Raw genomic sequence first — 15,629 nt, 5'->3', positions numbered from 1 at the left:
ACACCGGCCTGGCGCCACACCTCGGCCAGGGAGACGCCGATGGCGAACAGGACCGGCTGCAACACCTCCACCCGCTCCAACCACGACTCGTCATCCCCCGTCAGCACCGACGCCAGGTCCACGTCCAGGAACGGGGCGAACGCCCGCTGACACTCGGCCAGCCGCGCGTCGAACACCGGGCACCGCCCGACCAGACCCGCCGCCATCCGCACCGACTGACCACCCTGACCCGGGAACACGAACACCGGACCGGCCCCGTGACCGGACGCCACACCGACCGCCACGTTGCCGGCCGGCGCACCGGAGGCCAACGCATCAAGGCCCGCCAGCAGCTCGGTGGTGCTCGTCCCGACCACGACGGCGCGCTGTTCCAGAGTGGCCCGGGTGGTCGCGAGGGACCAGGCCACGGCGGCGGGATCGGGCGCGTCGTGCTGGCGGACGTGCCGCGCGAGCCGTTCCGCCAGGCCGGCCAGCGCGGCGGTCGAGCGCGCCGACAGCGGCCACAGCAGCGCGCCCGTGTCGACCAGCCCGGTGGCGGCCCGGTCCGGCGCGTGCTCGGCGGTCCGGGCGGGCTCGGGTTCCGCCGGCTGCTCGATGATGACGTGCGCATTGGTGCCGGAGATGCCGAACGACGACACGGCCGCCCGGCGCGGCCGGTCGACCGCCGGCCACGGCCGCTGCTCGGTGGCGAGCGTGACCGCCCCGGCCGTCCAGTCGATGTGCGGGGAGGGGTCGTCCACGTGCAGGGTGGCCGGCACGATTCCGTGCCGCATGGCCTCCACCATCTTGATCACCCCGGCCACGCCTGCGGCGGCCTGCGCGTGTCCCATGTTCGACTTGATCGAGCCCAGCAGCAGCGGTTCGATGCGGTCCTGCCCGTACGTGGCCAGCACCGCCTGCGCCTCGATCGGGTCGCCCAGCGTGGTGCCGGTGCCGTGGGCCTCCACCACGTCCACCTCGGACGCGGACAGCCGCGCCGTGGCGAGGGCCTGCCGGATCACCCGCTGCTGCGACGGCCCGTTCGGGGCCGTCAGCCCGTTCGACGCACCGTCCTGGTTCACCGCCGAACCGCGGATCACCGCGAGCACCCGGTGGCCGTTGCGCCGCGCGTCGGACAGCCGCTCGACCAGCAGCATCCCGACGCCTTCCGACCAGCCGGTGCCGTCCGCGGCGGCGGCGAACGACTTGCACCGCCCGTCGGCGGCCAGGCCGCCCTGGCGGGAGAACTCGGCGAAGGTGTCCGGGGTGGCCATCACGGCGACGCCGCCGGCGATGGCCAGGTCGCACTCGCCCCGGCGCAGCGCCTCGCTGGCCAGGTGCAGGGCGACCAGCGACGACGAGCAGGCGGTGTCGACGGTCACCGCGGGGCCCTCCAGCCCGAGCGTGTACGCCACCCGGCCGGAGATGACGCTGTGCGCCCCGCCGGTCATCAGGTAGCCCTCAGTGCCCTCCGGCACCTCGGCCAGCCCGGTGCCGTAGCCGGAGGTGGAGGCGCCGACGAACACCCCGGTGCGGCTGCCGTTGAGGCTGGTCGGGTCGACACCGGCCCGCTCCAGGACCTCCCACGAGGCCTCCAGGGTGAGCCGCTGCTGCGGATCCATGGCCAGCGCCTCGCGGGGCGAGATGCCGAAGAACGCCGGGTCGAAGCCGGTCACGTCGTGGAGGAAGCCTCCGGCCGGGGTGTAGCCGCTGTCCGGGGCGGGGGTGTCCCAGCCCCGGTCGGTGGGGAAGCCGCCGATCGCGTCGATGCCCTCGGCGACGAGCCGCCACAGCTCCTCCGGGCCGCGCACGCCCCCCGGGTAGCGGCAGGCCATGCCGACGACCGCGATCGGCTCGTCGGCGCCGGTGGCGACGGCCACGGTGGCCGGCGCGGCGTGGTCCCCGCCGAACGCCGTCTCCCGCAGGTGCCGGGCCAGTCCGGCCGGGGTGGGATGGTCGAAGACCAGGGTGGCCGGCAGCCGCAGCCCGGTGACCTCGTTCATGCGGGTTCGGAAGTCCACGGCGGTGAGCGAGTCGAAGCCGAGATCCTTGAACGGCCGGCCCCGCAGGTCGTCCGGGGTGGCGTGGCCCAGGACGCGGGCGGTCTGCTCGTTGACCAGCCGCAGCAGTTCCCGCTCCTGCTCGGCCTCGGGCAGGTCGGCCAGGTGGCGCAGCGCCTCGGCGACGCCGGCCGGCGCGGCGGCGCTCTCCGCCTCCGCCTCGGCCAGCGCCCGCACCTGCGGCAGTTCGGAGAGGAGCGGGCTGGGCCGGCTGAGCGTGAACGCCGGGTGGAACCGGCTCCAGTCGACGTCGGCGACGGTGACGCACGCGGTGGGCCGGTCCATGGCCCGGTCCAGGGCGACCAGGGCCCGCTGCGGGTCGATGGTGGGCAGGCCCATCCGGTGCAGCTGCTCGGTGGCGGCGTTCTCGGCGGCCATGCCGTCGGCGCCGCCCCACGCCGTCCAGGCCACGGCGGTGGCGGCGAGGCCGCGGTCGCGGCGGTGGACGGCGAGCGCGTCGAGCAGCGCGTTCCCCGCGCCGTACGCGCACTGGCCCGCGCTGCCCCACACCCCGGAGATGGAGGAGAACATCAGGAACGCCGCGAGCGGCCGGTCGGCGAGGCACTCGTCGAGGTGCAGCGCGCCGAGCACCTTGCCGGCGACGACCCGGGAGAACTCGTCGAGGGTGGTGCCGGTCAGCGGGGTGAGCTGGTCGGTGCCGGCGGCGTGCACCACCACGGTCAGGTCGGGCAGGGAGTCCAGCAGCGCCGCAACGGCCTGCCGGTCGGTCATGTCGCAGGCGGCGGCGGTGACCCGCCCGTCGGCGCCGTGCTCGGCCAGGAGCCCGGCCAGGCCGGGGGTGTCGGCGCCGCGCCGGCCGGCCAGGACGACGCGCCGGGCACCCCGGTCCAGCAGCCAGCGGGTGACGTGGCCGCCGAGGGCTCCCGTGCCGCCGGTGACCAGGACCGTGGCGTCGGCCCACCGCCCCCCCGCCGGCCGGTCCGGGGCGGGGGCCGGGGCGAGCCGGCGGCCCCAGACGCCGCCGGCGCGGACGGCGACCTGGTCCTCGCCGCTGCCGCCGGCGAGCACGGCGGCGAGCCGGCGCAGGACGGCGGCGTCCACGGTGGCCGGCAGGTCGACCAGGCCGCCCCACCGGTGCGGCTGCTCCACGGCGGCGGCCCGGCCGAGCCCCCACACGAGGGTCTGCAGCGGTTCGGTGAGCCGGTCGGCCGGTCCGGCCTTGACCGCGCCGCTGGTGAGGCACCAGACGGGAGCGTCGAGGTCCAGGTCGGCCAGCGCCTGGAGCAGTACGAGGGTGGTGGCGGCGGCGACGCTCACGCCGGGGTGCCCGGGCAGCAGCCGGTCCTGCCCGGCGACGAGGTGCAGCACACCGGCGACCGGCCGCTCGCCGGCCGCCGCCCGCAGCCGCTCGGCGAGCGCTGCCCGGTCCAGGTCGTCGGCGCCCACACGCAGCAGCGCCGGCGCGTCGCCAGCCGCCGCGAACAGCCCGAGCAGGTCGTCCTCCCACGCGGGCGCGGCGTCCGCGGGCAGCACCAGCAGCCAGCGCCCCGCGGGCCGGTCACCCTCGGCGACCGGCACGGGCTGCCACACCACCTCGTACGACCAGCCGTCCGCCGTGGAGCGGTCGTGCCGCTGGCGACGCCAGGACGAGAGCACGGGCAGCGCCGGCAGCAGCGCCTCCACCGGATCGCCACCGGCCGCCGGCTCGGCGCCGAGCTGGTCGCGCAGCGCCTCGACGTCGGCCTGCTCCACGGCCGCCCAGAACTCGGCGTCCGCGCCGGTCGCGTCCCCGGTCGGGGCGGGCGGGGGCGGCTCCGGCCAGAACCGCTGGCGGTGGAACGCGTACCCGGGCAGCCGGACCCGGCGCGGCTCGGCACCCGCGAAGAGCTGCCGCCAGTCGACGGCGACCCCGGCGACGTGCAGCTCGGCGAGCGCGGTGAGCAGCGCCGCGGGCTCGGGCCGGTCCCGGCGCAGCAGCGCCACCGCGGTGGCGTCCGGGCCGAGGATCTCCCGGGTCAACGCGGTCAGCACCCCACTCGGGCCGACCTCGAGGAACGTGCCGGCGCCGAGGGCGCGCAGCTGCTCGACGCCGTCGGCGAAGCGGACCGCCTCGCGCACATGCCGTACCCAGTGCTCGGCGGTGCGGACGGCCTCCGGGTCGACCGGCGCGCCGGTCAGGTTGGACACGATCGGCAGGGTCGGGGCGCGCAGCTCCAGCCGGCTCACCACGGCGGCGAACTCGGCGAGCATCGGCTCCATGAGCGGGCTGTGGAAGGCGTGGCTGACGGTGAGCCGCTTGGTGCGTACCCCCCGGTCGGCGCAGCGGCGGTCGACCTCGGCGACGGCGTCGGCGCTGCCGGAGACCACCACGGCGGCGGGGCCGTTGACGGCGGCGACGCCGACCGGGCCCTCGACGTCGGCGAGGACGGCCTCGACGTCGGCGGGTGCGGCGGCGACGGACAGCATGGCGCCGCCGGCCGGCAGGGCCTGCATGAGCCGGCCCCGGGCGGCGACCAGCGTGGCGGCGTCGGCGAGCGGGAGCACGCCGGCCACGTGCGCGGCGACCACCTCCCCGATGGAGTGGCCCATCAGCACGTCGGGCGTCACGCCCCAGGACTCCAGCAGCCGGTACAGGGCCACCTCGACGGCGAACAGGCCCGCCTGGGTGTAGAGGGTCTGGTCGAGCAGGCCGGCGGCCTCGGTGCCGGCCTCGGCGGCGAGGATCGGCCCCAGCGGGCGGGGCAGGTGCCGGTCGAGTTCGCGGCACACCTCGGCGAGCGCCTCGGCGTAGGCCGGGAACGCCGAGGCAAGCTCCCGGCCCATGCCGGCCCGCTGCGCGCCCTGCCCGCTGAACAGGAACGCGAGCTGTCCACCGCGCGGGCCGGAGCCCACGACCAGGCCGGGCGCGGTGCCGCCGGCGGCAAGGGTGCGCAGGTCGTCCCGCAGGCCGGCTCGGTCGGTGGCGAGGACGACGGCCCGGTGCTCCAGCGCGCCCCGGCTCGTGACCGAAGACCAGCCGACATCGGTCAGGGCGCCGGAGTCCGCCTCGGCCACGCCATCGGCATCGGCATCGGCGCGTGCGGCGGCGCGGACGTGCGCGGCGGTGTCCGCGCCGGTCGCGCCATTCGCGTCGGCGTCGGCGTCGGCGTCGAGCCAGTCGGCCCAGCGGCGCGCCTGGGCCGCCAGCCCGGCGGAGTCGCGCGCGGAGAGCAGCACGGGCACCAGCCCGGTGGCCGCCACCGGCGCCGGGCCGCTCACCGGTGCCGGCGCGGTCTCCTCGGCGGCGGGGGTCTCCGGGGCGGTGGCGCCGTCGTCCGTGGGCTCCGGCGGCGCCTCCTCGATGATCACGTGGGCGTTGGTGCCGCTCATGCCGAAGGAGGAGACGCCGGCGCGGCGGGGCTGCTCCCCGGGCGGCCAGGGCAGCGCCTCGGTCAGCACCGACACGGCGCCGGCGGACCAGTCGACGTGCGGGGTGGGCTCGTCGACGTGCAGCGTGGCCGGCAGGGTGCCGTGCCGCAGCGCCATCACCATCTTGATCACGCCGGCGACGCCGGCGGCCGCCTGGGTGTGGCCGATGTTGGACTTCACCGACCCGAGCCGCAGCGGCCGGTCCGCCGGCCGGCCCTGCCCGTACGTGGCGAGCAGGGCGGTGGCCTCGATCGGGTCGCCGAGGCTGGTGCCGGTGCCGTGCGCCTCCACGGCGTCGACCTGCTCGGGTGAGAGCCGGGCGCTGGCCAGGGCCTGAAGCACCACCCGCTGCTGGGAGGGGCCGTTCGGGGCGGTGAGCCCGTTGGAGGCGCCGTCCTGGTTGACGGCGCTGCCGCGCAGCACGGCGAGGACGGGGTGGCCGTTGCGGCGGGCGTCGGAGAGCCGTTCGACGAGCAGCACGCCGACGCCCTCGCCCCAGGCGGTGCCATCGGCGGCGGCGGCGAACGCCTTGACGCGGCCGTCGGCGGCGAGCCCGCGCTGCCGGCTGAACCCGACGAACGCGGCCGGGGTGGACATGACGGTGGCGCCGCCGGCCAGCGCGAGGGTGCACTCGCCCTGCCGCAGTGCCTGGCCGGCGAGGTGCAGGGCGACCAGCGACGACGAGCAGGCGGTGTCGACGGAGACGGCCGGGCCCTCGACGCCCAGCACGTACGAGATGCGGCCGGAGACCACACTGGCGGCGGTGCCGGTGAGGACGTACCCCTCGACGCCGGGCGGTGGCGACTGGAGCAGCGCCGCGTAGTCCTGGCCGGTGGTGCTGGCGAAGACGCCGACCTGGTGGCCGCGGAGCGTCGCCGGGTCGATGCCGGCGTGCTCGAACGCCTCCCACGAGGTCTCCAGCAGCAGCCGCTGCTGCGGGTCCATGCCCAGCGCCTCGCGCGGCGAGATGCCGAAGAAGCCGGGGTCGAACTCGGTGGCCGAGTCGAGGAAGCCGCCCTGCCCGACGTAGGAGGTGCCGGGGTGGTCGGGGTCCGGGTGGATGAGCCGGTCCAGGTCCCAACCCCGGTCGGCGGGGAAGTCGGCGATGGCGTCCTCGCCGGCGGCGACCAGCCGCCACAGCTCCTCCGGCGAGCGCACGCCGCCGGGGAACCGGCAGCCGATGCCGATGATGGCGATGGGCTCGCGGTGCGCCGCCTCCAGCTCGCCGAGCTTCCTCCTGGTCTGGTGGAGGTCCGCGGTCACCCATTTCAGGTATTCCCGGAGGGTATCTTCAGTCGCCATCAGCGCCACCTTTTCGGGCCGGATAAACAGGCGACCCAATACCGTTCGGCCCGACCACGAATTGCAATGGTCCACAGCGTCGCCGCGCCCACCAGGTCTCACTTACGGTGAGGAAGGTAATTGTCGGCCGAGGCGGGTCACAACCCCTACGGTGCCCCTAGGGCCGCCCCTAGCAGGACGGCCGCCCACAAGGCCCGCAGGCTGGCCCGGGGCCGTGCCGCCGGCGGTCCGGCCACCGCACGGGCCGGCCGGTCGCGGCGGCGGCCACCGGCCCCCGCGACCGGCTCACCCGGAACGCTCGACAATGGTCGGGGAATTCGTTCAGAAATCCCCGGGAACATTGCCGCCGGGTCCACCCAGCTCGCGATGGATGAATTCGAAGAGTTCGGCGTCGGTGGCACCGTCGAGCGTCGGCGCGACGGGGGCCGTGTCCGGCGCGGAACGGTCGTCACCCCAGCGGGCGAGGAACGCCTGCATCTGCACCAGCAGCTTCTGCCGGGTGAGCGGGTCCGGCGTGCCGGCGGCGAACAGGCCGTCCACCTTCTCCAGCGCCGACAGCAGGCCGTCGGTCGCCCCGGGCCCCTCCCGCACCACGAGGGAGCGCAGGTGACGGGCGAGTGCCAGGGGGGTCGGGTAGTCGAAGACGACGCTGGCCGGCAGCGTGGCCCCGGTGGCCGCCCGGAGCCGGTTGCGCAGTTCCACCGCGGTCATCGAGTCGAAGCCGACCTCGCGGAACGCCCGCGCCGGGCCGAGGTCGCCGGTGCCCGGGTGGCCGAGCACGGCTGCGGCCTGGGTGGCGACGAGGTCGACCAGGAGCGCCTCCTGCTCGGCCTCGCCGAGTGGCCGGAGCCGCTCGCGCAGCGCGACGGCCGTCGCGTCGTCCGCCGGCTGGTCCGAATGCAGGCTGAGCAGCGCGTCCCGCGCCTCGGGCACCTCGCCGAACAGCGGCCGGGCCCGTACGGCGGCGACGGCCGGCACGAAGCGGTCCCACCGTACGTCGGCCACGACGACCTGCTCGCCGTCGGCGACGGCCCGGCGCAGCGCGGCGACGGCCAGCTCCGGATCCATGCCGGGCAGGCCGCGGCGGCTGAGCTGCTCCCGGTCGGTGTCGGCGAGGCCGTCCGCCCACGGGCCGAACGCCACCGACGTCACGGGCAGGCCGGCCCGGCGCCAGTTGGCGGCGAGCACCCCGAGCAGGGCGTCGCCGGCCGCCTGCCCGGCCCGCCCGCCGGAGCCCCACACCCCGGAGGTGGACGAGCAGATCACCAGCGCCCCGAGGGCCCCGTTCTCCACCTCGTCGGCGTAGCGCGGGAGATCGCCGACGGTGACGAGCAGGTCGGCGGCCAGACCGGCGAGGGTCAGCTCGGCCAGCGGCACGGTGCCGGTGTCGGCGGGGACGTGCACGAGCCCGGTCACCGGCCGCCCGTCGGTCGCGAGCTGCGCCATCCGGTCGGCCAGCTTGCCGCCGGCCGGCTGGTCCAGCGGCACCACCGCGGCGCCGTGCCGGTCCAGCCAGGCGGTGGCGTGCCGGGCGACCGCCCCGGCCCCGCCAGTGAGCAGGACGCTGCCCTGCGGCGTCCAGCCGCCGCCCGTACCCCCGGCCGGGCCGGTGGCCCGGACCAGGCGCCGGACATGGACGCCGGACGCGCGGACGGCCAGCTGGTCCTCCCCCTCGGTGTTGGTCAGCGCGGTGACCAGCGCGGCGGCCGCCTCCATGGTCACCGTGGCGGGCAGGTCGACGAGGCCGGCGACGTGCCGGGGGTGTTCCAGGGCGGCAGCCAGGCCGAGGCCCCAGCTGGCGGCCTGCCAGGGCCGGCTCGCCGTCTCCTCGTCGGTGGCGACCGCCCCGGTGGTGGCCAGCCACAGCGGCGCGGCGGCGTCCATGCCGGTGTGCGCCTGGAGGAGCAGCAGGTTGGCCGCGAGCCCGGACGGCAGGGCGTCCTGTTCGGGGTGCGGCGCCTCGTCGAGCGCGAACAGGGACAGCAATGCCGTGGGCTGGTGCTGGCCGTCGGCCCGGGCCAGGGCGGCGGCGAGCCCGTCCCGGTCGAGCGTCGCCGGGTCCAGGGTGAGCACCCGCACGGCCGCGCCGCCGGCCCGCAGGGCGTCGCCGATCGTGTCGGTGGTCTCGCGCGGCGGCGCCACCAGCAGGATCCGGCCCGGCTCGCCGCCGGTCAGCTTCCGCTGCCGCCAGGTGACCCGGTACCGCCAGCCCGCGAGGATGCCGTCCTGACGGCGGCGGCGTCGCCACGACTCCAGCTCCGGGAGCAGGTCCCGCAGTGGCTGCCGGGTGTCGATGCCCAGCCGGTCGAGGTCGCCGTCGGTGACCGCCCGCCAGAACTCGCTGTCCGCCGGGTCCGCGCCACCGCCGACCGGCGCGGCCAGGTTCGGCCAGTACCGCTGCGGCTGGAACGCGTACGTGGGCAGCTCCGGCAGGTCGCGGGGGGCCGGCCGGGGGCCGGTCAGGGGGGTGAGCACCGCCGGCCAGTCGACGTCCCGCCCGTGCGCGTAGCAGGTGGCGACGGCGGTGAGCAGCGCCGTGACCTCCGGTACGCCGGCGCGGAGGGTGGCGACGGCGGCGCTGTCGTCGGGGAGCAGGCCGGCGTTCATCGGGGTCAGCACGGCGGACGGGCCGAGTTCCAGGAACGTGTCGACCCCGGCGTCGCGCAGCGCGGTGATCCCGTCGGCGTAGCGGACCGCCTCGCGGACGTGCCGCACCCAGTAGTCGGCCGTGCGCAGCTCGTCGGCGTCGGCGAGGGCGCCGGTCAGGTTCGACACCACGGGCAGCAGCGGCGCGCGGAGCGTCAGCCCCTCCAGCACGGTGCGGAACTCGGCCAGCATCGGCTCCATCAGCGGGCTGTGGAAGGCGTGGCTCACCGTGAGCCGGCGGGTGCGGACCTCCCGGTCGCGCCAGACCTGCGCCACCTCGTCCAGGGCCGCCTCGTCGCCGGAGACCACGACGGCGTGCCGGCCGTTGACGGCCGCGATGCCCAGCCGGTCACCCAGATCCGCGATCGATGCGGCGACCGCGGCCTCGTCCGCGGCGACGGCCAGCATCCCCCCGCCGGCCGGCAGGGCCTGCATCAACCGGCCCCGCGCCGCCACGAGAGCGCAGGCGTCCGCCAGGGACAGCACCCCGGCGACATGCGCCGCCGTGATCTCCCCGATCGAGTGCCCGCCGACGTGATCCGGCACGATGCCGAACGACTCCACGAGGCGGAACAGCGCCACCTCGACGGCGAACAGGCCCGCCTGGGTGTAGACGGTCTGGTCCAGCAGCGCGGCCTCCGGCGTTCCCGCATCCGCGAACAGCACCGACGTCAACGGCTGCGGCAGCAGCGGGTTCAGGTGCTCGCACACCTCGTCGAGCGCGGCGGCGAACACCGGGAACGTCCCGTACAGCTCCCGGCCCATCCCCGCGCGCTGCGCACCCTGACCGGAGAAGAGGACGGCGGTGCCACCCGAGGTGGCCGGCGCCGCCGGAACGAGCGCCGGGTGTGCGCCGCCCGCGGCCAGGGCGTGCAGCGCCGCCATCCGGGTCTCCGGGTCGGCGGCGACGACGACCGCCCGGCGGTCCAGGTGTGCGCGGCCCTCGGCCAGCGCCCACGCCACCGCTCCGGCGCGGTCGGCCGGGGCGAGGCTCGGTGCGGGCTCGGGGGAACCGGGAGCCGGGCCGGCGAGGCGGCGGGCCAGGCGGTCGGCCTGGTCCCGCAGGCCGGCGGCCGTCGCCGCGGCGACCGGCCACGGCAGCGCGGCGCCGGCGGGCGGCGACGGCTCCACCCCCTCGCTCGGGTCCGCCGTGGGCGCCTCTTCGAGGATGACGTGGGCGTTGGTGCCGCTGATCCCGAACGACGAAACACCGGCCCGGCGGGGCCGCCCGTCGGCGTCCCACGGGCGCGCCTCGGTGAGCAGCGCCAGCGGACCGGACGCCCAGTCCACGTGCGGGGTGGGCTCGTCGACGTGCAGGGTCGCCGGCAGCGTCCCGTGCCGCAGCGCCAGCACCATCTTGATGAGGCTGGCCACGCCGGCCGCGGCCTGGGTGTGGCCGAGGTTCGACTTCACGGAGCCGAGCCAGAGCGGCCGGTCCGCCGGCCGGTCCGGCCCGTACGCGGCGATCAGCGCCTGCGCCTCGATCGGGTCGCCGAGGGTGGTGCCGGTGCCGTGCGCCTCGATCGCGTCGATGTCGGCCGCGGCCAGGCCGGCGTTGGCCAGCGCGTGCCGGATGACCCGCTGCTGCGCCGGCCCGTTCGGTGCGGTCAGCCCGTTGGACGCGCCGTCCTGGTTCACGGCGCTGCCCCGCACGACGGCCAGGATCGGCCGGCCCTCCCGCTGCGCGTCGGAGAGGCGCTGCAGCAGCAGGACGCCGGCGCCCTCGCCCCAGCCGGTGCCGTCCGCGCCCGCGGCGAACGCCTTGACCCGGCCGTCGGCGGCCAGCCCGCGCTGCCGGGAGAACTCCAGGAACGCCCCTGGCGTGGACATCACCGTCACACCGCCGGCCAGCGCGAGGTCGCACTCGCCGGAACGCAGCGCCTGGGCGGCCAGGTGCAGCGCCACCAGCGACGACGAGCACGCCGTGTCGACGGTGACGGCGGGCCCGTGCAGGCCGAACGAGTACGCCAGCCGCCCGGAGACGACCGACGCGCCGTTGCCGGTCGCCTGGTAGCCCTCCACCTGTGACCGGGCACCCAGTAGGAGGGTCGCGTAGTCCTGCCCGTTGGTGCCCATGAAGACGCCGGTCGCCGAGCCGCGTACGCGCTGCGGGTCGATGCCGGCGCGCTCGAACAGCTCCCAGGTGGTGTGCAGCAGCAGCCGCTGCTGCGGGTCCATGGCCAGCGCTTCACGGGGGTTGATCCCGAAGAACGCGGCGTCGAAGCTCGCGACGTCGTCCAGGAAGCCGCCGCTGCGGGCGTAGCTGGTGCCGACCCGGTCCGGGTCGCTGTCGAAGAGGCCGTCCAGGTCCCAGCCCCGGTCGGTGGGCATCGGGGTCACGGCGTCCACCCCGTCGGCGAGCAGCCGCCACAGCTCCTGCGGGGAGGACACGCCGCCGGGGAACCGGCAGGCCATCGACACGATGGCGATCGGCTCGTCCGCGGCGGGCCGGACCACGGTGGCGAGGGCCGCCGGGGCGTCCGCGCCGGCCACCAGTTCGGTACGCAGGAAACGCGCCAGTTCCGCCGCCGACGGGTGGTCGAAGACCACTGTCGACGGTAGGTTCAGTCCGGTGGCCCGGCCCAGCCGGTCCCGCAACTGCACCGCCGCGAGGGAGTCGAAGCCCAGCTCGCGGAACGCGCGCCCGGCGGGCACCTGATCGGTGCCGGGGTGGCCGAGCACCGCGGCGGCCTCCGCGCGGACCAGGTCGACCAGCAGCGTCGCCTGGCCGGTGGCCGGCAGTGCGGCGAGCCGGGCGCGCAACCCGTCGGTGGCGACCCTGGTCTCCGCGGGCTTCGCCTCCCCCTCGGTCACCGGGGCGACCCGGTCGAAGAGGTGGCTCGGCCGTGCCGCGGTGAACGCCGCCACGAACGTGGACCAGTCCACGTCCACGATCACGGGGGCCGGTTCGGGGGCGTTCACCCAGCGTTCGAGCGCCGCGACGGCGGCGTCGGGCGGGAGCGGGACGAAGCCGCGGCGGCGCAATCCGTCCGCCGTCTCGCCGGTGGCGGCCATGCCGTCGGCGGCCCACGGGCCGTACGCGAGGGCGGTGGCGGGCAGCCCGGCCGCGCGGCGGGCCGCGACCAGCGCGTCCAGCAGGGCGTTGCCGGCGGCGTAGCCGGCCTGCCCGCCGCCGCCCCAGACACCGGCCACGGAGGAGAAGACGACGAACGCGTCGAGGTCACGGTCCCGGCAGGCGGCGTCCAGGTGGACCGCACCGAGCACCTTGCCGCCGAGGGTCTCGGCCAGGTCACCGGCGGTCAGGTCGTCCGCCGGGGTGGTGCCGCCGGAGGCGCCGGCGGTGTGCACGACGGCGGTCAGCCCGGGCAGGTCGTCCACCAGGTCGGCGACGGCGACGGCATCGCTGACGTCGCAGGCCACCACGCGGACGGCACCGAGTTCGTGGACCAGTTCGGCCGCGCCGGGGGCGTCGGGGCCGCGCCGGGAGGCCAGCACCACCTCGGCCGCCCCGTTGGCCAGCAGCCAGCGGGCCACGTGCCGGCCCAGCGCTCCCGTACCGCCGGTGACGAGCACCGTCCCCCGTGGCCGCCAGCCGGCGGTGGCCGGCGGCGTCGCCGGGACGAGACGCCGGGCGAACACGCCGTTGCGGCGGACGGCCACCTGGTCGTGAGCGCCGTCGGCGAGGACCGCGCCGAGCGCGGCCCGCGTGGCCCGATCGGCGCGGGTGGGCAGGTCGATCAGGCCGCCCCACCGGTCGGGCCGCTCCAGGGCCACGACCCGGCCGAGGCCCCAGGCCAGCGCCGCCCAGACGTCGCCGCCCCGCTCACCGGGCGAGACCGGCAGCGCGGTACGGCTGAGCGCCCACACCCGGCCGGGCAGGCCGGTGTCGATGAGCGCCTGGGTGAGGGTGAGGAGCGCGGCCGTGCCGGCGGGGAGAGCCGGCGCGTGCGTGAGGGGCCGGTCCTGGCGGGGCAGGACGCAGAGCACGCCCGCCCAGCCCTGGTCGCTGATCCGCCGCAGCCGCTCCCCCAGCTCCCGCCGGGCGGCGCCGGAGGGCACCGTCATGGTGTCCACCCGCGCGCCGGCCTCGGCGAGCGTCTTCGCGATGCCCGCGTCGGCGCCGCCGCCGACGGTGGCGACGAGCCAGCGGCCGGACAATCCGGGCGTGGGGGCCGGTCGCACCGGCTCCCACCCGATCCGGTACGACCAGCCGTCCAGCGCGGTGCCCCGGGTGCGGGAACGGCGCCAGGTGGACAGGACCGGCAGGGCCGGGGTGAGGGCGTCCACGGCGGTGTCGTCGCCGAGGTGGGTGGCGAGGGCGGTCAAATCGCCGCTCTCGACGGCGGCCCAGAATTCGGCGTCCGGGCCGGTGTCCTGGGCGGCCTGCGCTCGTGGCGCCGGCTCGGGCCAGTAGCGCTGGTGCTGGAAGGCGTAGGTGGGCAGGTCGACGCGGGTCGCGCCGGTGTCGGTGAACCACGGCGCCCAGTCGATCGGTAGACCGTTGACGTGTAGGTCGGCCAGCGCGGCCAGCAGGGCGTGGGTCTCCGGCCGGTCCCGGCGCTGGGCGGCGACGGCGAGTATGCCCTCGTCGGCGGGCAGGATGTCGGCCGTGAGCGCAGTGAGCACGCTCTGCGGGCCGATCTCCAGGAACGTGCCCGTCCCGGCGGCCCGCAGGGCGCTGACCCCGTCGGCGAACCGGACCGCCTCCCGCACGTGCCGCACCCAGTAGTCCGGGGTACGGAGGTCGTCGGGGTCGGCGAGCGCGCCGGTCAGGTTCGACACCACCGGCACCAGCGGCGCGGCGAAGGTCAGTCCGTCGAGGATCGTGCGGAACTCGGCCAGCATCGGCTCCATCAACGGACTGTGGAAGGCGTGACTCACCGCCAGACGGCGGGTCCGGACGCCACGTGCCGTCCAGGTCCGTTCGATCTCGTCCAAGGCGTCGACGGCGCCGCTCACCACGACGGCGTTCGGCCCGTTGACGGCGGCGATCCCGGCCCGATCGGCCAGCCCGTCCAGGGTGGCGGACACGTCGGCCTCGGCCGCGTTGACCGCGAGCATCCGGCCGCCGGCCGGGAGGGCCTGCATCAACCGGCCCCGCGCCGCCACGAGAGCGCACGCGTCCTGCAGGGTCAACACTCCGGCGACGTGGGCGGCGGTGATCTCCCCGATCGAGTGCCCGCCCACGTGATCCGGCACGACCCCGAACGACTCCACGAGACGGAACAGCGCCACCTCGACCGCGAACAGACCGGCCTGGGTGAACACCGTCTGATCCAGCAACGCCGCCTCCGGCGTGTCCGCCTCGGCGAACAGCACCGCCCTCAACGGACGCGGCAGCAGCGGATCCAGATGCCCGCACACCTCGTCCAAGGCGGCGGCGAAGACGGGGAACCTCGCGTACAGCTCTCGGCCCATACCCGGGCGCTGCGCGCCCTGGCCGGAGAACAGGATCGCGAGCTGGCCGCGTCCGGCGGCGGAACCCGTCACGACTGCACCGGACGGGTCCCCGCCGGCGAGAGCGTGCAGCGCCCCGAGCAGGCCGTCCCGGTCCGCCGCCGCTACCACCGCGCGCTGCTCCAGGGCCGGCCGGGTGACCGCCGACGACCAGGCCACGTCCACCGGGCGCAGCGCCCCGTCACCGGCCAGCCAGCGCGCCCAGCGGCCCGCCTGCGCGGCCAGGGCGGCATCCGTCCGCGCCGACAGCAGCACCGGCACCAGCCCGGGCAGTGGCCGCGCGACCACCTCGCCCTCGATCGAGTCGACAGCCGGTGCGACCCGCCCGGCCTCGTCCGGGGACGCAACGGCTGGTTCGGCCCCGTTCGGAGACGGCGCGGTCCGCCCGGCCACCGGCCCTTCGACGGCATCTGCCGGCGGCTGCTCGATGATCACGTGCGCGTTGGTGCCGGAGATGCCGAACGAGGACACGGCCGCCCGGCGCGGCCGGTCCACCGCCGGCCACGGCGTCGCCTCGATGGCCAGGGCGACGGCCCCGGCGGACCAGTCGACGTGCGGGGACGGTTCGTCCACGTGCACCGTGGACGGCACGATGCCGTGCCGCATGGCCAGGACCATCTTGATGACGCCCGCCACGCCGGCCGCGGCCTGCGTGTGGCCGATGTTCGACTTGATCGAGCCGAGCAGCAGCGGCGCGGCGTTCCCCCGGTCCTGCCCGTACGTGGCCAGCAGGGCCTGCGCCTCGATCGGGTCGCCGAGGGTGGTGCCGGTGCCGTGGGCCTCGACGGCGTCCACGTCCGCCACGCTCAGGCGGGCGTTCGCGAGGGCCTGCCGGATCACCCGCTGCTGCGAGGG

At 76.7% G+C, this 15,629-nt stretch carries 2 protein-coding genes; both read right to left on the bottom strand.

The window, feature by feature from the left end:
* Positions 1-6,710: type I polyketide synthase (locus tag ABZW14_RS33875; protein WP_355355227.1), on the bottom strand; the 6,710-nt coding region annotated here is incomplete at its 3' end.
* A 321-nt stretch (positions 6,711-7,031) separates the two neighbouring features.
* Positions 7,032-15,614, bottom strand: coding sequence for an SDR family NAD(P)-dependent oxidoreductase (locus ABZW14_RS33870; protein ID WP_355355224.1), 8,583 nt, complete (start codon positions 15,612-15,614; stop codon positions 7,032-7,034).
* Between the last annotated feature and the right edge of the window lie 15 nt (positions 15,615-15,629).

The sequence above is a fragment of the Micromonospora sp. NPDC004551 genome (genome assembly GCF_040609975.1).
Lineage (GTDB): Bacteria > Actinomycetota > Actinomycetes > Mycobacteriales > Micromonosporaceae > Micromonospora.
The sequence above is the reverse complement of the archived record's forward strand: the minus strand, read 5'-3'. Positions and strand labels throughout refer to the sequence as shown.